17 protein-coding genes and 1 tRNA gene are annotated in these 22,060 nt (G+C 39.3%); 13 read left to right on the plus strand and 5 right to left on the minus strand.

The genetic code is table 11. The features are described from left to right. The first annotated feature begins 72 nt into the window (after nucleotides 1-72). The 8 genes from ACFO5T_RS02780 (at nucleotide 73) to ACFO5T_RS02815 (ending at nucleotide 13,067) form a co-directional block, all read left to right on the plus strand. The gene (locus ACFO5T_RS02780; RefSeq protein WP_380031852.1) at nucleotides 73-1,530 is read left to right on the plus strand and encodes a DUF1800 domain-containing protein; all 1,458 of its coding nucleotides are present in this window, start codon (nucleotides 73-75) and stop codon (nucleotides 1,528-1,530) included. Between the two features lie 9 nt (nucleotides 1,531-1,539). Next, nucleotides 1,540-3,192: a DUF1501 domain-containing protein gene (locus ACFO5T_RS02785; RefSeq protein ID WP_380031854.1), complete on the plus strand. Its 1,653-nt coding sequence runs from the start codon at nucleotides 1,540-1,542 to the stop codon at nucleotides 3,190-3,192. A 157-nt stretch (nucleotides 3,193-3,349) separates the two neighbouring features. After that, complete coding sequence (metG, locus tag ACFO5T_RS02790) at nucleotides 3,350-5,482, plus strand: methionine--tRNA ligase (RefSeq protein WP_380031856.1); 2,133 nt, start codon at nucleotides 3,350-3,352, stop codon at nucleotides 5,480-5,482. Between the two features lie 21 nt (nucleotides 5,483-5,503). Beyond that, complete coding sequence (locus ACFO5T_RS02795; protein ID WP_380031858.1) at nucleotides 5,504-6,934, plus strand: hypothetical protein; 1,431 nt, start codon at nucleotides 5,504-5,506, stop codon at nucleotides 6,932-6,934. Between the two features lie 2 nt (nucleotides 6,935-6,936). After that, the gene (locus tag ACFO5T_RS02800) at nucleotides 6,937-8,400 is read left to right on the plus strand and encodes a hypothetical protein (RefSeq protein ID WP_380031860.1); all 1,464 of its coding nucleotides are present in this window, start codon (nucleotides 6,937-6,939) and stop codon (nucleotides 8,398-8,400) included. A 71-nt stretch (nucleotides 8,401-8,471) separates the two neighbouring features. After that, complete coding sequence (locus ACFO5T_RS02805; RefSeq protein ID WP_380031862.1) at nucleotides 8,472-10,595, plus strand: Tex family protein; 2,124 nt, start codon at nucleotides 8,472-8,474, stop codon at nucleotides 10,593-10,595. A gap of 41 nt (nucleotides 10,596-10,636) precedes the next feature. Further along, the gene (locus tag ACFO5T_RS02810; RefSeq protein WP_380031864.1) at nucleotides 10,637-12,091 is read left to right on the plus strand and encodes a hypothetical protein; all 1,455 of its coding nucleotides are present in this window, start codon (nucleotides 10,637-10,639) and stop codon (nucleotides 12,089-12,091) included. Nucleotides 12,092-12,164: 73 nt separating this feature from the next. Further along, nucleotides 12,165-13,067: a histone deacetylase family protein gene (locus ACFO5T_RS02815; RefSeq protein WP_380032200.1), complete on the plus strand. Its 903-nt coding sequence runs from the start codon at nucleotides 12,165-12,167 to the stop codon at nucleotides 13,065-13,067. A gap of 20 nt (nucleotides 13,068-13,087) precedes the next feature. Here the strand turns inward: ACFO5T_RS02815 and ACFO5T_RS02820 are convergent, their stop codons facing one another. The 4 genes from ACFO5T_RS02820 to ACFO5T_RS02835 are packed head-to-tail and all read right to left on the minus strand — an operon-like array spanning nucleotide 13,088 to nucleotide 18,541. Next, a complete protein-coding gene (locus ACFO5T_RS02820; protein ID WP_380031866.1) occupies nucleotides 13,088-15,559 on the minus strand; it encodes a ligase-associated DNA damage response DEXH box helicase in 2,472 nt (823 codons plus the stop codon). An 8-nt stretch (nucleotides 15,560-15,567) separates the two neighbouring features. Continuing rightward, entirely contained in the window at nucleotides 15,568-17,163 is a 1,596-nt protein-coding gene (locus tag ACFO5T_RS02825; protein ID WP_375252612.1) for an ATP-dependent DNA ligase, read from the minus strand. Further along, nucleotides 17,160-18,188 (minus strand): ligase-associated DNA damage response exonuclease, encoded by a 1,029-nt coding sequence (locus ACFO5T_RS02830; RefSeq protein WP_380031868.1) that lies wholly within the window; start codon nucleotides 18,186-18,188, stop codon nucleotides 17,160-17,162. The genes ACFO5T_RS02825 and ACFO5T_RS02830 overlap by 4 nt, the downstream gene beginning before the upstream one ends. Nucleotides 18,189-18,229: 41 nt before the next feature. Beyond that, nucleotides 18,230-18,541, minus strand: a complete 312-nt coding sequence (locus tag ACFO5T_RS02835) for a hypothetical protein (protein WP_380031870.1) — start codon at nucleotides 18,539-18,541, stop codon at nucleotides 18,230-18,232. A 254-nt stretch (nucleotides 18,542-18,795) separates the two neighbouring features. On the opposite strand from ACFO5T_RS02835, the gene ACFO5T_RS02840 reads away from it, so the two are divergent. After that, nucleotides 18,796-18,936: a hypothetical protein gene (locus tag ACFO5T_RS02840; protein WP_157496174.1), complete on the plus strand. Its 141-nt coding sequence runs from the start codon at nucleotides 18,796-18,798 to the stop codon at nucleotides 18,934-18,936. Nucleotides 18,937-19,039: 103 nt separating this feature from the next. After that, on the plus strand, nucleotides 19,040-19,429 hold the full coding sequence (locus ACFO5T_RS02845; protein WP_038597911.1) for a DUF2721 domain-containing protein: 390 nt from the start codon (nucleotides 19,040-19,042) through the stop codon (nucleotides 19,427-19,429). A gap of 34 nt (nucleotides 19,430-19,463) precedes the next feature. On the opposite strand, the gene ACFO5T_RS02850 is transcribed toward ACFO5T_RS02845, so the two are convergent. Continuing rightward, nucleotides 19,464-19,544, minus strand: a tRNA-Leu gene (locus tag ACFO5T_RS02850). Between the two features lie 158 nt (nucleotides 19,545-19,702). Here ACFO5T_RS02850 and ACFO5T_RS02855 point away from each other — a divergent pair. The 3 genes from ACFO5T_RS02855 (at nucleotide 19,703) to pth (ending at nucleotide 22,059) form a co-directional block, all read left to right on the plus strand. Next, nucleotides 19,703-20,644, plus strand: coding sequence for a ribose-phosphate pyrophosphokinase (locus ACFO5T_RS02855; protein WP_038597861.1), 942 nt, complete (start codon nucleotides 19,703-19,705; stop codon nucleotides 20,642-20,644). A gap of 29 nt (nucleotides 20,645-20,673) precedes the next feature. After that, the gene (locus tag ACFO5T_RS02860; RefSeq protein WP_038597859.1) at nucleotides 20,674-21,300 is read left to right on the plus strand and encodes a 50S ribosomal protein L25/general stress protein Ctc; all 627 of its coding nucleotides are present in this window, start codon (nucleotides 20,674-20,676) and stop codon (nucleotides 21,298-21,300) included. 129 nt (nucleotides 21,301-21,429) lie between these two features. After that, the gene (gene pth / locus ACFO5T_RS02865) at nucleotides 21,430-22,059 is read left to right on the plus strand and encodes an aminoacyl-tRNA hydrolase (protein ID WP_298349358.1); all 630 of its coding nucleotides are present in this window, start codon (nucleotides 21,430-21,432) and stop codon (nucleotides 22,057-22,059) included. The last annotated feature ends 1 nt before the right edge of the window (nucleotide 22,060 follow it).

Here is a 22,060-nt window from a genome sequence, read left to right on the forward strand (position 1 = left end):
TTTGGGTTTATAATGATCATTTACCTAAGTCCCCACTTTTAGTTATATTGAGGTGCTCTAAATCAACCCCTTATGGAAATTATCTCCTCTTGCAACACAGCTTCCATAACCCCATATGTACCTAGCACAGGTAACCCTTGGGATGTTATGAAGGTAAAACACTTGTATAAAAGGCTCGCATATGGTGCCACGACTACAGTGCTAGATGCGGCCTTGTCACAAACGCCTCAAGAAGTTGTAGACACACTGTTACTAGAAGCTCAAACCACGCCTAACACCCCTGCACCTGCTTGGGCTTATTGGGATTTAAGTGACTTTAATGATTATGATACAGAAAATAACGAGTTTATAAGCGAGTGGTATAGACAAGCGGCAAAAGATATAAGAGATAAAAACTTAAAAGGGCGTCTCACATTTTTTTGGCTCAATCATTTTGTGACGCAAATAGAAACCTACTTCTACGCACCTTATACTTTTCAATACTGGAATATACTGCAAACGCATTGCTTAGGTAATTTTAAAACCTTCGTAAGAGAGATGGGGCTTAACCCTGCGATGCTTCTTTTTCTCAACGGTTTTGAAAACTCTAGCCAAAACCCAAACGAAAACTATGCGCGTGAACTTTATGAGCTTTTTACACTAGGTGAAGGTAATGGCTACACACAGCAAGATATAGAAGAGACCTCTAGAGCGCTCACGGGATATAACCACTGGGTAGAGTACGGTGCCGCCATCACATTTGATGAGAGCACCTTTGACAGTTCAGAAAAGACAATTTTTGGACAGACAGGTCCCTGGGGATATGATGATGTGATAGATATTCTCTTTGAGCAAAAAGCGAGCATTATAGCCACTACAATTTGTACTAAACTATACACATACTTTGTAAGCCCAGACATAAATGATGCTATCGTAGCAGAAATGGCAACGCTATTTATGGACCAAAACTGGGAGATTGAGCCAGTACTAGAGATGCTTTTTAAGAGCGAGCATTTTTTTGATCAAGATGCGATAGGGATGATTGTAAAAAGTCCGTATGACCTTATAATGACCTTTTATAACGAGCTAGATTTTACCTATAATGATACAGATGATGGCTTTGCGAGTTATGCAAATTATATCTCAGATATGCTGGGTCAAAATTTATTTCAACCTATAGATGTAGCTGGCTGGCAGGGCAACCACGACTGGATAAACTCTAGCACTCTTACCGGGAGATGGCTAAGCCTTGAGAACCTAAGTTGGAATTTCTGGCTAGAGACCGGGTATCAATATCGAGATTTTGCGCAAGCCCTTACAAACTCAAGTACAGACCCAGTGGTAATTACAAAAACAATAGTAGACTACTTTTTATCACGACCACTGTACACAGAGGCAGATTATGAGATAGCAGAGGCTATTTTTAAATGGGAAACACCAGAAAATTACTGGGAAGATGGTATATGGAACTGGAATTTTGATTCGGCGGCATATCAAACCATCTTGCTTATTCACCATATTTTCAGAATGCCAGAATTTCAACTCAAATAACCCCGCCCTATGTGTACTCACGATAAGAATCACGCTTTCGCGAAAGCAAAAAAAAGAACAGCAACGGGACCTACAGCAAGTCTTAAAGACGCACATCACGATGATGAGCACAGCACTTGGAATAGAAGGAGTTTTATGCAGGCTCTGGGTCTAGTAGGTGGCGGAAGCATTATGCTAGGAGGTACAAATCTTACAGCATCTGCACCCTCAAGATTAACAACAGCGCTCACCACTGCCGAAAATGAAGACCGCGTACTCGTTCTAGTACGTCTTAAAGGTGGTAATGATGGTCTCAATACGATTGTGCCGGTTTATGATTATGATTTTTATGCAAATAATAGACCGTCTATAAGACACACAGAAAACAGTTTGTACAACCTCAATGCAGATTTTGGGATACCACAATCTATGGTAGACTTACAGTCATTATGGGGAGATGGTGCAATGCGTGTGGTACACGGTGTAGGCTATCCAGATCAAAATCTGTCACACTTTAGAAGTTCAGACATCTGGGCATCTGGAGATGCTGTAAACTATGAGGAGACGGGCGTGCTGGGGCGTTATTTTGAAAATTTATATCCAGATTTTCTTATTAATCCGCCAGAGATTCCTGCGGCTATACAGATAGGGAGTCAAGGTAATCTCATTTTTGATGGGGTAGATAATAGCTATGCATTTTCTGTAGCAAATCCTGCGCAACTTTCTAGCATTGCCGAAAATGGGGTGCTACACGATGTGCTAGATGTACCGGGATGCACCTTTGGTGAGCAGTTAGAATTTATGCGTGGTATGACTAACACGACATTTACCTACGCAAGTACCATAAACGAGGCTTATGAAAATGCTACAAATGCCGTTGAGTATGATACGCAAAGCTTAGGGAGACAACTCGCTATTATCTCAAGAATGATTAAAGGAGGTCTAGGTACCAAGGTATATCTAGTGACGCTAGGCGGTTTTGATACCCACGCAAACCAGCAACAAACACACGATAATAGAATGGAGCAAGTAGCTCGTGGTATGAAAGACTTTTTTACAGATCTTGAGGCAAGCGGTATGCATACTAATGTGGTGGCAATGACTTTTTCAGAATTTGGGCGTCGTATAGAAGAAAATGGATCAAATGGAACAGACCACGGGGCGGCATCGCCTGTTATGGTTTTTGGCCCAGCGATGCAGGGCAATGGTTTTGTGGGTACGCATCCAGATTTACAAGATCCAGATCAAGTAGGAAATTTAAAATATGGTACAGATTTTAGACAAGTATATGCTACAATGCTTAAGCAATGGCTATGTATAGATGGCGGGCTGGTAGATGAGGTGTTGCTCGGGCAATCTTTTGAGAGTGTAGACCTAGGTTTTGACTGTGAGTCTCTCTCTTCTGGAAGTTTTGATATAGCAGATACTTTTCAGCACTGGAGCAGTGTGCAGGGTAATGACACTTTTATAGAGTTTACGATGAACAGCACGGCAAAGGTGACCGTTACCTTATACAATTTACTAGGGCAAGAAGTGGGTACAGTGGTAAATGACTTTATGTACGAAGGACCACAAAAGTTTAATGTTAAAGAACGCATTAATAAGCGATTGTTTACGGGACAATACATCTATCAGATTCAGTTTTCGGGTAAAAAATACAGTAAGAGTATTCTTGTAAAATAAGCAGTTTTATGTAGTTGTGAGTCCGCATTCGCGAAAGCGTAATAAATCCCTCTCTACTTTGCATCATCTCAAGTTGCAGCTATTGTTACCTGGCTTGTAAAAGCTGTAGGTACTAGCTTGTTTTTCTTTATTTTTGTCGCTTCTTAAAGAACACAATATGTCTCAGAATCCACAACGATATACAATTACAGCGGCATTGCCGTATACTAACGGACCTATACACATAGGCCACCTTGCAGGAGTGTATGTTCCGGCAGATATTTATGCGCGTTACCAGCGTATGCAAGGAGCAGATGTTGCTTTTATATGTGGAAGTGATGAGCACGGTGTGCCTATCACCATCAAAGCAAAAAAAGAGGGTGTAACTCCTCAAGATGTGGTAGATAAGTACAATGCGATAATCAAAAAATCTTTTGAAGATTTTGGGATCACCTTTGATAACTACTCACGTACCTCTGCAAAAATTCACCACGATACAGCATCTGAGTTTTTTAAGAATATGTACGACCAAGATAAGTTTATAGAAGAAACAAACGAGCAACTGTATGATGCAGAGGCAAACCAGTTTCTTGCAGACCGTTTTGTGACGGGTACTTGCCCTAAGTGCGGTTATGAGGAGGCTTACGGAGACCAGTGTGAAAACTGTGGTACCTCCCACAACGCAACAGATCTTATCAACCCAAAGAGTGCCATAACAGGAGCTGTACCTACACTTAAGGAAACAAAGCACTGGTTTTTACCACTAGATCAATACAATGACTTCTTTAAGGAGTGGATCATAAAAGGACATAAAAAAGACTGGAAAACTAATGTGTACGGGCAGTGTAAATCTTGGATAGATGATGGACTACGTCCACGTGCCGTAACTCGTGATCTAGACTGGGGAATTCCAGTACCCGTAGAAGGAGCAGAGGGCAAGGTATTGTACGTTTGGTTTGATGCGCCTATAGGTTACATCTCTTCTACAAAGGAGTGGGCAGCACGTGAAGGCAAAGACTGGGAGCCGTACTGGAAGGATGAAAACACAAAGCTACTTCACTTTATTGGGAAGGATAATATCGTTTTTCACTGTTTGATTTTCCCGGCGATGCTCAAAGGTCACGGCGAGTATATTTTACCAGATAACGTGCCTGCAAACGAGTTCTTGAATCTTGAAGGGCGCAAGCTTTCTACTTCAAAAAACTGGGCAGTATGGTTACACGAGTATCTTGAAGAATTTCCAGATCAGCAGGATGTGTTGCGTTATGTACTTACTGCAAACGCACCAGAATCTAAGGACAACGACTTTACTTGGAAGGATTTCCAGACTAGAAATAATAGCGAACTCGTAGCAATTTTCGGAAACTTCATTAACAGAGTTACCGTACTTACGCACAAATATTATGATGGTGTTGTCCCTACCCCAGGAGTACTTAATGAGCTTGATAAACAGACTCTTGCAGAGATGGCTGCATATCCAGCAGTGATAGGTAGCAGTATAGAAAAATACCGCTTTCGCGAAAGTCAAACAGAATTTATGAACCTCGCTCGTCTAGGAAACAAATACTTAGCAGACGAAGAGCCGTGGAAGACAATCAAAACAGATGTAGAACGCACTAAAACAGTAATGTATGTAGCCTTACAAATTGCAGCTGCACTAGCAAGTCTTAGTGAGCCTTTCTTACCTTTTACGAGTTCAAAGCTTAAAGGGATTTTAAATCTTGATAAAGATTTAAACCTTTATAAAAAGTCAGAAGAACCTTTCGACAGCATCGAAGGAGATGAGGTATCTATGAATGTACGTAAAACTACAAGTGAGATGCCTTTATCTGCAGGTCATACCATTAATAAATCTCAATTACTCTTCTCAAAAATAGAAGATAGTCAGATACAAGTACAGCTAGATAAGCTAGAAGCAAGCAAAGCTGCAAATGAAGCAGAAGCCGCTGCCGAAAACGCAGTCGTAGAGCCACAAAAGGACACAATTACCTTTGACGATTTTACAAAACTCGATATGCGAGTAGGTACCATTATCGAAGCAGAGAAGATGAAGAAAACGAAGAAACTCCTCATCTTAAAAGTAGATACAGGTATTGATGTGCGTACCATCGTTTCTGGTATCGCAGAAAGCTTTACTCCAGAAGAAGTAATAGGGAAACAAGTAACCGTACTCGTAAACCTAGCTCCTAGAGCACTACGTGGCGTAGAGAGTCAAGGGATGATTTTAATGACAGAGGATACTAGTGGGAAGTTAGTGTTTGTGAATCCTGACAATTCTGGCGGAGTTGGGAATGGGAATATGATAAGTTAGGAGGTCTTGATAAATCAGATTATGAAAAAAATAATTCTCACGTTTGTCCTTTTAATTTCAAGTTTAGTACAATCTCAAGAAATTATAAACACGCTTGATATAAATGATTTTGAAATAGATGATGTTCGCTATTTCGATACTTACAATATTAAAAAGGACTCTAGTTTAGTGAGTATTTTTCTAATTAAAAATGACCTATTTGCGTATAACTATGAATTAACTTCAACTGCATTTGGAAAACCATTTGTTTATGAGAAGCTTAAGAATAAGTATGGACAAATTGTGGGTCACGCACCCCATAAAAACGGACATACTTTATTTTTAAATTCTTATAACGAAAAATGGTTTTATTTGTACTTTAATTTTAATGATCAAAATGTATCACTAGAGCAATTTGACCTAAGATTAAAATCTGAAGTAATACTTAACAGCTTTTCTAACGATCACTCGCACTACATTTTAACAATTAAAAAGAATTCTTCAACACTTATCTTGCACAAGCTAAATACTGATGGAACACAAGAATCGAATTATTACGATTTCTCATCGATTGATTTTTCCGAAGGACTTCGTTCTATTAGTAACTTATACCAGTTCATTAAAGCTGGTGCTGGAACCTTTCAAACAGATATAATAAGTCAAGATTACCCTATGTCGATGCGGTCATCTAATGACAAAGTAAAAATTTATAGAAAAAATGGCACATTAATAATTACTGTTGATAATTCAACAAATTTCACATACATACTCGAATTAAATAAAGAGAAAGAAAAGACTAGTTATAAGATAATATCAAAAAATAGTCTCAATGAAGAATCTTCATTCACGGATTCAAACTCTTTTCTATTTGAAAATAATCTATTTATCAAATCTTCATTTAAAGAAATTAATTTTTCAATAGTTAATCTCACAAATTCTCAAAAGATAGGAACTTATAAAACAAAGGATATATTTTTTAATAATGTACAATTAATTAGTAAGAATAAGAGAAATAAAAATCAGCAGGAGATTATTTCAAGAAAAGAATATTTAAAAGAAATTGTCAATTCTAAACCCGCAATTTATGTTGAGCGTAGTGGTGATAATTACACAGCTTCTATTGGGTCCTTAAAAGGTGATTCTGGAGAATACAGAATGGAATGTATAACTGTACCTACTGGTTTGGGTTTTGGAGCAACAATAAGAAAAATACCTAAGTCCAATACTTTTGATAATGATTTTTTAGACTTTTCAAGAATAGAAAGAGTATATTCTAAAATGGTTTTAGATCCATCTTTTAATCACATATCTGAGGCACGCGAAGAAAGTGGTTTGTTAAAAAGGATTAGAAATTATCTCAATACAAATAATTACAATGGTTTAGAAGTTCTAAATATCATCAATAGAGAGTTTTATTTGAGTCGTATAAATCCCGACACTAAAAGACTAGAAATACGAGTATTTAAAAATTAATTATGGGATGTATTACTTATAAAGACTTGAAGATCAATTTGATACTAATTTTATTTATACTAGTATCCAATTTCTGTGTTGGTCAGGAAGTTCTATTTGAAATTCCTTTGGAAGATGATGTGGAGAAAGTTAATATCGAAAATTCTCACTACATTGATCAGGATGATGGAGCGGTTCTAGTCTTAAATAAAGGGAAGACTAGTGATGGAATTTTATTAGATGAAAAATCCAACTTATTAACTTCAATATCGAGTATAAATTTACCTAGGAAATATACAAAAATTATAGGGCACACCATTGAAGAAAAGAAAGCAAGGATCTATTATAAAAGTTCTAAAAAGTTCAATATAGCAAGTGTACTCTATGATTTTGAACGAGGCATAACTTCTCAGTATGAATCAGAGCAAATTTTTAAGAACGAAGACTATATAGGTTCATATTCTCAAAAGGATAAGTTCTTTCTCGTCACCATTAAAAAGAATAGTAATTTATTGAAGATTTATAGGTCTGACTCAAGCGGAGAATTTATTGCTCAGTCTTTTGAGTTAGAAGGAGATTTTCAAAATGATAGAGGTACTAAAACAAGACTTTACAACATAATGTCAAATGCATCAGACTTTAGCTCTTTTAATAGCTCTTATGTAAAAGTAAGACCTATAAACAGCAATGTGCCAAATGCTATTGCAATTGCTTCTCTTACTAATAAACTTTATTCGAATGAGAATGGATTTGTTATAAGTTTAGATAAAAATAAAAACTACACTTATTTGATTGATTTAAACTTTTCTGCCCTTGAATGCAATATTCGAATGATTGAAAAGCCTAAGTTAAAAGAGGATGATATTTTCTCAAAAAGTAACTCCTTTATTTCTGGAGACAGGCTTTTCCAATTTAATTCGTCAAAAGAGGAGTTTGTGGTTTCAGTGAAGGACTTAAAAACAGGTGCAGATCTCAAAAAAGTTAAGTTTGGTATAGGCGATGATTTGAAACCCATTGAAAAGTTTATGTTTGAAGATGCTTACGATTCCAGTGGAAGAATCAAAGAATCAATTAAATCTTTTCCGAAATTTCTAAAAAAAATATCGGCAATAAAAAATGGAATAAGTGTATTCGAAAATAAAGGTGTTTTTGAAATAAAAATAGGCGGTATTGATCCAAAGGGTTTCATAACAAATGCGAGCATATCTAATACTAGCCGAGGCTTTTCCTCTTCTGGTAGCTTACTAGATGTTACTTTTAATAGTTGGCTGACTACGAAATCCCTTTATGCAGAAGTATTTCTGGACGGTGATTTAAATTTTCTAGAGCAGTCGGCGAATGTCGATGTTTTTGAAAAAATTAAAAAATTCATAGATGAACGGAGCGATCAAGAAGGGTCATTACTATTTGCAAAAGATAGGGAGATTTTTTACGGCTGGTTAGATAATGAATCGAAAAAACTTGTTGTAACCAGTTTTGATTTTTAGATGTTTTGAAGTGATTTATTTTTTAAAATAGAAGTGTAAGTGGTAAAGTTCGTATTCTAAGTCCAGCAGTAATGAGTAAATTTCAATTCATAATTCAACAATCGAAACTTCCAGAAAAAGTAGTAAAAGCAACTTTACAACTTCTTTCTGAAGACTGCACACTCCCATTTATAGCGCGCTACCGTAAGGAAGCGACGGGTGGGCTAGATGAGGTAGAGATTGGGAAGATTATCGAGCTTAAAGAGCAGTTTGAGACTTTAGAAAAGCGTAAAAAATCAATTCTTAAATCACTAGAAGAGCAAGACGTCCTTAGCAGCGAACTCCAAGATAAGATTGAAAAAACGCAAGATCTTACTACCCTAGAAGACTTGTATTTGCCTTACAAGAAAAAGCGTAAAACGAAGGCCGAGACAGCACGTGTAAACGGACTAGAACCACTAGCCAAAATCATTATGTCTCAAAATGCGCAAGACCCAGAAGGACTAGCGCATCGATATACCAATAGCGAAGTACTAGATGCACAAAGTGCACTAGAAGGAGCACGTCACATTATAGCCGAGTGGATTAACGAGCGTGCAGATATACGTAATAATATACGTGAGCAGTTAAAACGTTTTGCCACCATAGAGACGAAGGTGGTTAAAAAAATGGCAAACGATGAGAAAGCTCAGAAATTCCGTGATTATTTTGATTGGTCTGAGTCTTTAAGTCGCTGTCCGTCACACAGACTACTTGCCATTTTAAGAGCCGAAAATGAAGGTTACATCCGTGTGAAAGTTGTCATTGACGATGAGCGAGCGCTTGATAAAATAGAAAGCAGACTCATACGCTCTCGTGGCGACAGCGCCACACAAATTGAGCTTGCTATAAAAGATGCTTACAAGCGATTATTATTCCCTGCACTTTCAAATGAAACGCTATCTGAAGCAAAGAAAACAGCTGACGAAACTGCTATTCAGGTTTTTGCAAAAAACTTAAAGCAATTACTCCTTGGTTCGCCGCTAGGTGAGAAGCGTATTCTTGCGCTAGACCCAGGTTTTAGAACAGGTTGTAAACTGGTGTGCCTAGATGCACAGGGACAGTTGTTACATAATGAAACCATCTATCCACACGCTCCAAAAAACGATGACAAAGGCGCTATAAAAAAGATCTCAAGTCTTACAGATGCTTATAAAATTGAAGCAATCGCCATCGGGAATGGTACCGCTTCCCGCGAGACCGAAAGACTCGTAAAGCGCATCCATTTTAAGAATGCGATGGAGGTTTTTGTAGTGAGCGAGGCAGGAGCTTCTATTTACAGTGCAAGCAAGATTGCCCGTGATGAGTTCCCTAATTATGATGTGACAGTTCGTGGCGCGGTTTCTATCGGTCGTAGGTTGCAAGATCCGTTGGCAGAGCTGGTGAAGATAGATGCAAAGTCAATTGGCGTAGGGCAATATCAGCACGATGTAGACCAGACTGCACTTCAAAAATCACTAGATCAGACGGTAGAAAACTGTGTAAATGCCGTGGGTGTGAATATAAATACAGCAAGTGCTCCGCTGTTGAGCTATGTGTCAGGTATTGGACCAAAACTGGCTGAAGGTGTAGTACGCTTTCGCGAAAGCGAAGGACCCTTCAAAACACGTCAGGAGATTAAAAAGGTACCACGTTTGGGAGGAAAAGCATTTGTACAAGCCGCAGGCTTTTTAAGAATCACAGGTGCCGAAAATCCGCTGGATAATTCGTCTGTACATCCAGAAAGATATAAGTTGGTTGCAAGCATAGCCAAAGATCAAAAAGTATCTGTCGCCGCAATGATAGGAAACACAACCCTTTTGAAGTCTGTAGACCTTGAGAGATATGTGACCAATGAGGTAGGGCTCCCAACACTCACAGACATCGTAAGCGAACTCGAAAAACCGGGTCTTGATATACGAGAAAAAGCAAAAGTATTTACCTTCAATCAAAATATTCGAACGATAGAAGATGTACAATCTGGACAATTATTACCGGGGATTGTAAATAATGTAACTGCTTTTGGAGCCTTTGTAGATATAGGCATTAAAGAAAGTGGTCTCATTCACATTTCAAATCTAGCCGATGGATTTGTGTCTGACGTTAATTCACACGTGAGTTTACAACAACAGGTGATTGTAAAGGTGCTGGAAGTCGATATATCGCGGAAGCGGATACAACTCAAATTGGAAAAATAAAATTATCAATTAGAAATATTAAAACATAAAAACCGCTCTTTATGAACAAAATTTTCTCCGCAGTTCTTTGTATGCTCTGCTTTTCTTCATTTGCTCAAGAAAAATACCTTGAAATATCACTTGATGGTGTTAAAACCACTTCTGGATTTATGAATAATGTTCATCTCATAAAAAATGATGAATCAGGAGTTCTATCACTCTTTATGGAAGAGCCAAAAACAACCTATGGCTTTCAATATGATGAGGATCTTAAGCAAATTGCCCAATTAACGTCTAAAGGCGTAAAAAGAAAGTATAAAGAAATTATTGGTCAAGCCTCGGCAGGAGGTAAAGTGCGTCTCATCCAGAAAAATACCAGAGGAAATAAATTTGCAAGCATACTCTATGATTTTGACAATGAGAAAACTGAGGAGATGGAGTATGACTTGGATATGTCTGACCAAAAATATCTTCAATCGTATAATCGCGACGGGATATGCTATGTATTTAGCATTTTTAAGAATACCAGTATCTTAAATAAATGGACATTCACACTTGATGGTAAAGTTACTTCAGAAGAAATGACTCTGGAAGATGAAATGAAGCGCAATAAATTAAGAACATTCAATCTTTATAAATTGATCGAAGAAGGCGGTGGGATGGACAGCTTTATAAATGTAAGTAAAGTAGAAAATAAACTTCCTAATACACTCGATGTTGCGACTGAACAAAATAAAATGTTTGCTCACGAGAATGGCTTTTACTGGACACTAGACGAAAATCATCAATATACTGCCATCCTTGACTTCCAACTACCTGACCTCTTACCTAAGGTAACAATCGTAAGAAAAGCTGTAATTGGTGACGCTAATTCTGTAAAAACAAACTCTTTTATTTCTGGCAATATCCTCGCGCAAATTGTTTCAAATCGTAAAAATATGAACCTTGTTTTTAAAGATTTAGAAACACAAGAAGTATTCAATGAGTATAGTCTATCTAAAGATGAAGAGATAACCTTTAAAAACGGGCCAATTTTACAAGAAGGTTCTGTTTATAATTTTGGCTCCACTAGAAAACTTGAAAAAGCTTCTAAATTTTTGAGGAAAATAGCATCAGATAAGAACGGTATTGCCCTTTTTAAATCAAATAATGGATATAGGGCGATTATAGGCGGTGTACGTTCTCAAGGCGGTGGGGGTGGTTTTGGTATGATGGGAGCTATGGGTGGTATCGCTATTGCTTCTGCTGGAGGAGTTGTAATGAGCTTTAATCCTGCGTCTCTTGCCTATGGGTCTTATGGATCTACTGGTTCCACTCGTATTGAAAGTCTTTTTGATATCGAGTTTCAACATATAGAAGGTGAGTTGCCTTTCAATGTATTTGACGAAATAGAAATTCTTTCTGAGGATTGGCTTAAAAGAGCAGATGACGTATATCTCGTCGAAGACTTTGTACTTTTTGGAAATTATGAGACCAATAAGAAATTATACACACTTTATAAGTTTGAAAATAAATAGTCGTAGACTGTTTTAAATCAATTCAGATTAAAGTTTACTAAAACCTAATTTGCCTAAACCGGATCTGCAGGAGATGCTCAAAATCGCCCACCACCCCATCTACAAACACCCACTTCCAGAAGGTCACCGCTTCCCAATGGAGAAGTATGATTTGCTTCCTAAGCAGTTAGTGTATGAAGGGACGTGTAAAGAGGATAACTTTTTTGAGCCTGCACAGGTAGCTCACGAGCATATAGTACGATGTCATACTACAGAATATGTAGATAATCTCAAAGCACTTAATATTGACCCAAGAGCACAGCGAAAAACGGGTTTTCCGCTCTCACAAGAACTTGTTGATCGCGAATTAATCATCACTCAAGGCACCATTGATGGGTGTCACTACGCGCTAGAAAATGGTATTGCAATGAATATTGCTGGCGGTACACACCACGCTTATACAGATCACGGAGAGGCGTTTTGTCTTCTCAATGATCAGGCGATTGCTGCGCGGTATTTACAAGCAAATGAGTTTGCAAAAAAGATTCTTATTGTAGACCTCGATGTTCATCAAGGTAACGGAACGGCAGAGATTTTTGCGGGTGACGATTCGGTGTTTACGTTTTCTATGCACGGTAAGGCAAACTATCCTTTTAGAAAAGAAATCTCAGATTTTGATATTGCATTAGAGACCGATACAGGCGATGCGGAGTACCTCACTATACTCAAAAAAACATTACCAACTCTGATTAAAGAACAACAACCAGATTTTATCTTCTACCTATGCGGAGTCGATATTTTGGCGAGTGATAAATTGGGTAAATTGGGGTGTAGCATAGATGGCTGTAAAGAGCGCGATCGGTTTGTTTTGCAAACCTGTCACGATTTAAAAATTCCCGTACAATGTAGTATGGGCGGTGGCTATTCTCCAGACATAAAAGTGATAATTGACGCACACGCAAATACTTTTAGAACAGCACAAGATATTTACTTCTAGTACAATCTTTCATAAGGCTATTATTTCTTTTTCCGCATCAACTTTGCAGTCATTTTCTTGATCCTGTCGGCTAGTTTTTCGCTGCTCAATTTTTCGCGTAAGCGGTCTGTAATTATTGGAAAAGATAAAGGCGTAGGTTGCTCGCAATCCATCCAGACAATTTCTTGCGTCTCTATACGCTCAAGCGCTTGCTGCAATCGACCTTCTTCTAGTTGATGCTCAAAAGTCTCTGTAAATGCTTGCTGAAATAATAAATTATCGGCCTCATAATCACGGAACACATCAAAAAACAGCTGACTACTACTTTGTAGGTGTTTTTGCTTGATTTGCTTGTTTGGGAAGCCTGTAAAAACAAGCCCAGAGATCACTGCGATGTCTCTAAATTTTCGCCTAGCCATCTCTGTAGCATTGAGGCTGTTTTGCAAGTCGGCGTGCATATATGCCGTCGTAAATAGGTCGTTATCTAGTAGCTGCTGTATGTCTATAGGTTGGTCTGAAAGTAGCTCAAAACCGTAGTCGTTAAAGGCGAGAGAGAAGGTGATAGGGTCTAGCAAACTAAGGCGATACCCAAGTAAACTTCCCATAGCCTCGTGCACAAAACGACCTTCAAAAGGGTAAAAAACGTGATGATAACCATCGCGTGTTTTAAAGGTCTCAATGAGCAGTTGCTCATCACTTGGGATGATGCTCTCTACCTTTTGCTGTCTAAAAATGTGCTCTAGCGCATTAATCTCTAGAGACCGCTTTCGCGAAAGCGAATTCCCAGTATAAAGTTCCTCTCGTAGCAGCTGCGACATCTGGCTGCTTAAAGTGAGCCTACCGCCCATCCACGAGGGGACTTTATTAGTTTTCTTTGAGCTGTTACGCACGTGTACTTCCATATTTTTAATACGGATAAACTCGAGGTTGCGACCTGCAAAAGTAAACACATCACCACGCGTTAACTTACTGATGAAAAACTCCTCAATAGTGCCTATGTAACCGCCTTTATGATATTTGACTACAAGATTTGCATCGCTCACAATCGTCCCTATTTGCAGGCGATGACGCATTGCCACCATACGAGAATTCACTTTAAATTTGCCGTCCTCAAGAATCTCAACCTTCTTGTACTCATCATAAGCTTGCAGGGATTGCGCACCCATTGTCATAAAATTAAGGCACCATTCCCATTGCTCTTTTGTCATTGCTTGAAAGCAAAACGTAGTCTGTATCTCGGGCCATATATCTTCGGGTAAAAATCCATCAGACACGGCTAGCGTCACGAGATATTGTACGAGTACGTCAAAACTATTGAGATACGGAATTCTATCTTCTACCGTGTTTTCCTTTACAGCGCGTTGCAAGGCAGAGGCTTCTACCAGTTCAATGGCGTGTGTAGGCAAAAAGTAAATCACACTCTCCTTGCCAGGGCTGTGACCAGATCGCCCAGCACGTTGCAAAAAGCGAGCGACACCCTTCGGGCCGCCTATTTGGATGATGGTTTCAACAGGCGCAAAGTCTACTCCGAGATCAAGGCTAGAAGTACAAACTACCGCCTTGAGAGAGCCGTTCCGAATGGCGCCCTCAACCCACGTACGCGTCTCTTTATTAATACTCCCGTGGTGCATTGCAATCTCTCCCGCATACTCAGGATGTGCCGCAAGAATACGCTGAAACCAGATTTCACACTGGCTGCGCGTGTTTGTAAACAGTAAGGTCGTCTTGCTGTTGTTGATAATTGGCACTACGTACTCTAGCAAGTGCAATCCCAAATGACCACGCCAAGGAAAGGTTTCCATCTCGTCTGGAATGATAGACTTGACAGTAATTTTTTTGTTGATGTTTGCTTTGATAATTACGCTTTCGCGAAAAGCGTCACTCTCATAACCCAGCAGTACTTCTCGCGCTTGCTCAAGATTACCTATCGTTGCCGAAATTCCCCAGATACGCATATCTGAAGCGACAGTTTTCAATCGGCTCAAGGCGAGTTCCATTTGTACACCTCTTTTTGTGCCCAGTAATTCGTGCCACTCATCAATAATTATAGCCGAACAATTTTTAAAAACCTTTTGATATCCTTTGGAAGCAATCAAAAGCATCAAGCTCTCGGGTGTGGTGATGAGCAAGTCTGGCATAGAACGTTTTTGTTTAGCACGCTCAGATTGTGAAGTATCTCCATTGCGTATATCCACCGTCATCTGTGTGCCGAGATCTTGTGTGATACGAGAAGCCGAAAGTTCAATCTCATTAGAAAGCGAGCGCAGCGGAGTGATCCAAATAGCCTTTAGTCCTTTTTTATGTTTGGTTTTGTAATCAGGATTTCGTTTGATGTAATTAAGAACCACCGGAAACCAAAGTGCATACGTCTTACCACTACCCGTAGGCGCATTAAGCAATCCATTTTTACCCGCAAGAAACGCCTTCCACGTTTGTTTTTGAAAAGGAAAAGGGTTCCAGTCTTGTGACTGGAACCAGTTATTTGCGATATCGAGTAGTTCTTTATTATTCAATAAATATATTATTTAGGAATCATCCCTTTCAAATCCTCCAGTGTATTTGCATCTTCTATCTTCTTATCGTGTCGCCAGCGTAGCATCCTTGGAAAACGCGTGGCTATACCACTTTTATGTCTTTTGGATAACGCTATACCTTCAAAGGCAATCTCAAACACGTGATGAGGCGTTACAGATCTCACTGGGCCAAAACGTTCTAACGTGTTTTTTTTAATCCAGTTATCTACTTTTCTAAACTCGGCATCTGTGAGACCCGAGTAGGCTTTTGCAAAAGTAACGAGCTCGGTTTTATCTTCATTCCATAAACCAAAGGTGTAATCTGTAAATAAATTACTTCGTCTACCGTGACCACGCATTGCATAGGTGAGCACAGCATCAATGGTGAGCGGATCTACTTTCCATTTCCACCAGTCGCCTTTTTTTCTACCTACGCGATAGGGGCTGTCTTTGCGCTTAATCATTAATCCTTCAGAGCGCATCTCTCTACTGCGGTCTCTTTCTTGTGCCATCGCATCCCAACTATCAAACTCCATTGTCTCAGAAATACCTATAGGCAGACCTTTATCTGTGATATTGCGATATAACGATTCGAGTATTATTCTCCTTTTCGCGAAAGCGGTCTCACGCAAGTCTTTTCCTTCCCATTCTAAAATGTCATAAGCCTTGATAATCACAGGCACTTCTTTGAGCATTTTCTTGCTCACCGTCTTACGCCCTATACGTGCTTGCAAATCATTAAATGTACCAATCTGCCCATCATAAAAAGGCAGTAACTCACCATCGATGACGGTTCCGTCTGGTATGTGTTCTTTGAGAATCTCTAGTTCTGGGTACTTATCTGTCACTAGCTCTTCACCGCGACTCCAGATAAAAATCTCTCCATTACGAAAGATGGTTTGTGAGCGTATACCGTCCCATTTATGTTCGGCAAGAAAGTCTGTCACATCACCCAGCGACGAAGGTTCATTTTCAACTGCATAGGCAAGGTAAAATGGATACGGCCTTGAAAATTCTTGACTTGCATCTTCTTCGATAACCAGATCGTGAAAGGTGACCGTCTGCGGTTTCCAGTCGCCCATTAGTTTATAAGCAAGCACGTCTTCTTCAATATCTGTTGCTTGTGATAATGCACGAGTCATCAACTTCTGACTCACGCCTATTCTAAATCCTCCGGTAATAAGCTTTGTAAATACAAAACGTTCATAATAGTTGAGATTTGCCCAGTTATCAAATAGGTATTCCTTTTTCTCTTCATCCGTTTTTCGCTTAAGCGAAATCATCTCTTCCAGAAACTGAGTAAGCGACTTCTCTGAAGATGCTGTTGCTGCGGGAACTACAAGTGCAATCGTTTCTGCGAGGTCGCCCACGATGTGATAACTTTCTTCAAAAAGCCATAATGGGATGTTTGATAGTTCGCTCGCCCATTCCCTAAGTAAGGTTGTGTTTACGGGTCTTGGAGGGCGACGGTGCGATAAGATGGCAATCGTCCAGACCTTGTCTTTATCTGGCGCTTCTTTAAAATAATGCGCAAGTGCTTTAACCTTTTCGTTGGTCTTATTTGTGGAATCGAGTGTCTTTATGAGTGTTGCAAATAGTTTCATACGCTAGTTTCCTCCTCCTCTTTTTTTGCATCTCCTTCTGCTAGTTCGCCTTCATATTGCGTTTCTTCTGTACGAGCATCATAACCCAGACCGCGTAAATAGCGCGAGAATATATCTGTATATCCGTGTGTACAGATAATTTTTTCTGCACCTGTAGCTTCTATACTTTCTAGTAAACTAGGCCAGTCACAGTGATCGCTTAATACAAAACCTTTGTCTATTGCCCTACGTCTACGTGCTCCTCTAAAAGCCATCCAGCCGCTAGCACTTGCAGTTACATATGGCACCATCTTGCGTATCCACGTACTGCCGTGAGTGGCTGGTGGTGCTAGGACGATACTTCCTTTAAAATCTTCTTTTTTGGTATCTCTAGTGATTAATTCTGTTGCTGGCATATCGATCATAGGGCGCAGTACTTCGGTCATTTTTTCGATAGCGCCGTGTGTGAGTATCTTTCCTATACTCGGGTCAAGGTGCTTTAATAATCGTTGTGCTTTACCTAAGCTGTAAGCAAAAAGTACAGAACACTTTCCGTCGGCTTTGTTTTGCGCCCACCAAGTATTTATGTCGTGCATTACTTCGGCTTGTGGAGTCCACTTGAATGCTGGGAGTCCAAAGGTACATTCGGTAATGAAAGTGTTGCATTTTACGGGTTCGTAGGGTTGAGAGATACCATCTACTTCAGTCTTATAATCTCCTGTAAATACCCACACTTCGCCCTTGTGTTCTACACGTATCTGACTAGACCCAGGAATGTGACCAGCGGGATGAAAGGTAAATTTTACATTGTTGATGTTTACGCTTTCGCGAAAGCGTACCCCAGAAACATTGATATCTCCCAACCTATGAGAAATAATAGGCACATTGCTCTCGTGAGTGATGTACTGTTTATGTCCCCACCGACTATGGTCTGCGTGGCCGTGCGTGATGAGGGCTTTATCTACAGGTTTCCACGGGTCCAGATAGACCTTTGCGGGCGGGCAATAGATGCCCTTATCTGTAAATTCTAGAAGTGGCTTTTTCAACAGTTTGTTGGGTTTTTAGTAAAGATAAGGGAGATGATGTATTAGTCAAGTATCACGTGTAGAAGCAGTCCTTGGTTTGAGGTCTCACCTTCTGTCGCAGTGCTCTTGTACTTAACTTTAAACTTCTCGCCTGTTACTTCATTTGTCCGTAGCTTTTTAAGTGAGATGCTTGCTTGTGAATCGCTCACAAGAATGAGAGGTTCTTGTTGCTCGTTTGTAAAGAAGAAGTAACCTCCCTCGTAAGCATCAAAAGTGAGCGTTTCTGTAAGTACTTCTTTTTTGGCTATACTAATCTCTGGTGAGAGCATTGTAAAAGAGATGACTGTTGTAAGTAATAATATGATGGTTTTCATAATAGTAGTGTTATGTTATAAGCTTTTCTTTATCAATTGTTTTGAAGAAGTTGCTCTTCTTCTATCATAAAGATAGGAAGGCGCATAGCTTTTCTTTTCTTTATTAACCTGGTTTTGTGACTGCTAGTTAATGGTTTGTGAAAGGCAAGTGACTGTAGGTGCTTCTTTTTTATTACATAAATAACTTTTGGCATCAGATTTGTAACATTCAAAAAAAGAACGTGTCTCTTATGTAAATCAAAAAGCAAAACAGTATGAACACATCAGTAAAAAATCGCCCGTCTAATTATGACCAGGCAACCGAAAATATAAAGCGCAATCTTGAAAGATACGGTAGATTACTGCATATGAAAAAGTTCAGAAATCCTGCTTTCACATTTGCAGACCGTCACTAGATATATATTATTTGAATTAGCTTTAAAAGCCCTAGATTTTTAAGAAGTCTAGGGTTTTTATGTTGTAGTGCAATCTCGTAGCTTTACGATAAGCAACTTCTATATGAATCTTACCTTAAGTATACCGGCTCTTCTGTTTCCTGCAATCTCTTTAACAATGCTTGCATATAACGCTCGCTATCTCGCTATTGCTGCACTTATTAGAAACTTGCACGCCTCTTACCAAGAGACAGGCTCTGAAGACGTGCGGCTTCAAGTAACTAAGCTAAGAAAGCGTCTATCTATCATTAAAAATATGCAGGCGGTGGCGATTGTAAGCTTTTTACTAGCGGTGATAACGATGTTTCTTATTTATATAGGTGTCACCTTCTGGGCAAACTTAGTGTTTGCTGTAAGTCTGGTTGCTCTTATGACCTCCCTTATTTTGTCACTTGTAGAGGTGCAGTTGTCTACAAAGGCGTTAAGTATACAACTTAAAGATATGGAGCAATAAAAAAGCCCCTATCTGTGAGATAAAGGCTTTCTTGTACCGAAAGTGGGAATCGAACCCACACTCCAAAGGAACGCGAGTTTGAGTCGCGCGCGTCTACCAATTCCGCCATTTCGGCTAGTGGAAACAACCGCTTGAGTTGTTTAGAGAGCACAAAATTAAAGAATATTTTTATCTACCCACCACAAAAGCACGCTTTTTGTACTGCTGCACTCATTTTTAATTACTATTTTTGCACCTCCTTAGAGGAAACATAACAACCGTAACTCATTATAAATGACTGCTACCGCACCGCAACCGAAGATTTTTGCTTGTCAACAAAGCAAGCCACTGGCTGAAAAGATTGCAAAAGCTTTTGGGCAACCATTAGGAAACGTAATCACATCAACATATAGCGACGGTGAGTTTCAGCCTTCTTTTGAAGAGTCTGTACGTGGATCACGTGTTTTTATTATAGGGAGTACGATGCCATCATCAGATAATATGATGGAAATGTTATTGATGCTAGACGCTGCAAAGCGTGCAAGTGCAAGACACATTACTGCCGTGATACCTTATTTTGGGTGGGCGCGACAAGATCGTAAGGATAAGCCACGTGTGCCTATTGCTGCAAAGCTTATGGCAAGCCTACTAGAAACAGCAGGTGCTACACGTATTATCACAATGGATTTACACGCAGATCAAATACAAGGATTTTTTGAGAAGCCAGTAGATCATCTATTTGCAAGTACAATTTTCCTTCCTTATTTAAAAGGGTTAGGATTAGAAAATCTTACCATCGCATCTCCAGATATGGGAGGTAGTAAGAGAGCTTATGCATATAGTAAAGCAATGGAGAGTGACGTAGTTATTTGTTACAAGCAACGTGCAAAGGCAAATGTTATCTCACATATGGAGCTCATAGGTAGTGTAGAAGGACAGCACGTAGTACTTGTAGATGATATGGTAGATACTGCCGGAACACTTACAAAGGCTGCAGACCTAATGATGGAAAAAGGAGCATTAAGCGTACGTGCAATATGTACACACGCCATCTTAAGTGGTAACGCTTATGATAAAATAGAAAATAGTCAACTGGCAGAATTGATCGTAACAGATTCAATCCCGAGAGACCATAAAAGTGATAAGGTAAAGGTATTAACTTGCGCCCCACTTTTTGCAGATGTAATGCACCGTGTTAACAGTAACACAAGTATCGCATCTAAGTTTATTATGTAATATATTTTTTTAACTATAATTATTTAACAATGAAATCAGTTTCGATCCAAGGATCTAAAAGAGAAAGCGTAGGCAAGAAAGCTACAAAAGCCTTACGTAATGCTGGACTGGTACCTTGCGTAGTATACGGAGGGGACGAGCCAATACATTTCAGCGCACCAGAACTAGCGTTTAAAAATTTGGTTTACACTCCAGACGCGCACACTGTAGAGATAGAGCTAGACGGTGTAACCGTACAAGCTATCTTACAAGACATACAGTTTCACCCGGTAACTGATCGTATCTTACACATAGACTTCTACCAGATTTTTGAAGGTAAAGAAGTAACTATGAACATCCCAGTACACTTTACAGGTAACTCTAAAGGTGTTCGTAATGGTGGTGTTTTACGTAAAACAAACCGTGTACTACGTGTGAAAGCACTTCCTAAAGATCTTCCAGATTTTCTTGAGGCAGATATTACAAACCTTAAGATTGGAAACAAGCTTTACATAGGAGAGCTTCCACAAGAAAACATTACAATAATGCACCCAGACAACACAGTTGTATGTCAAGTGAGAACTTCACGTACTGCCGTTGTTGACGATGAGGATGAGGATGAGGATGATGTTCCTGCAACAGAGACTAGCGATGTAGCTGCTGTTAAGGAAGATTAATTTATCTCATAAATTATAAATACAAAAGCATCTCGTTCTTCGAGATGCTTTTTTTATTTTTATACAGTATTAAAATGAGTGGTACTTTGTGTAACAATCTCTACGATACACCCATTAAAACTCCTAACTATGCTCGCTTTTTTTGGAAGACTTTTTAATAAATCTAAAGAAGATGAAGCAGCAGTAGACCCTATGAAAAAATTTCTCATCGTTGGTTTGGGTAACATTGGTCCCAAATATGAAAACACACGTCACAATATAGGTTTTAAAGTAGTAGACGCTTTCGCGAAAGCGCAAGAAACCACCTTTGAAACCGAAAAGCTAGGTGACATCGCACGCACTAGAGTAAAAGGTAAAACAGTTATACTGCTGAAGCCTAATACCTTTATGAATCTAAGTGGTAAAGCCATACGCTACTGGCTACAACAAGAAAAAGTCCCTGTAGAAAACCTACTAGTTATCACAGATGATCTTAACCTAGAGTTTGGAACCATACGTGTAAAAACCAAAGGCTCAGACGGAGGGCACAACGGTCTCAAAGATACGCAGGCACAACTCAATACCACTAAGTATAATAGATTCCGTTTTGGGATAAGTGATCAGTTTTCAAAAGGAAGACAGGTAGATTATGTGCTAGGTGAGTGGACGGCAGATGAGAATGCAGCACTACCAGAACGACTAGACAAAGCCAGCGAGGTCATAGCCTCGTTTGTGAAAGCTGGGATAAATAATACAATGAACGCGTACAACGGAAAATAGT

It is taken from the genome of Dokdonia genika (assembly GCF_042652845.1).
GTDB lineage: Bacteria > Bacteroidota > Bacteroidia > Flavobacteriales > Flavobacteriaceae > Dokdonia > Dokdonia donghaensis.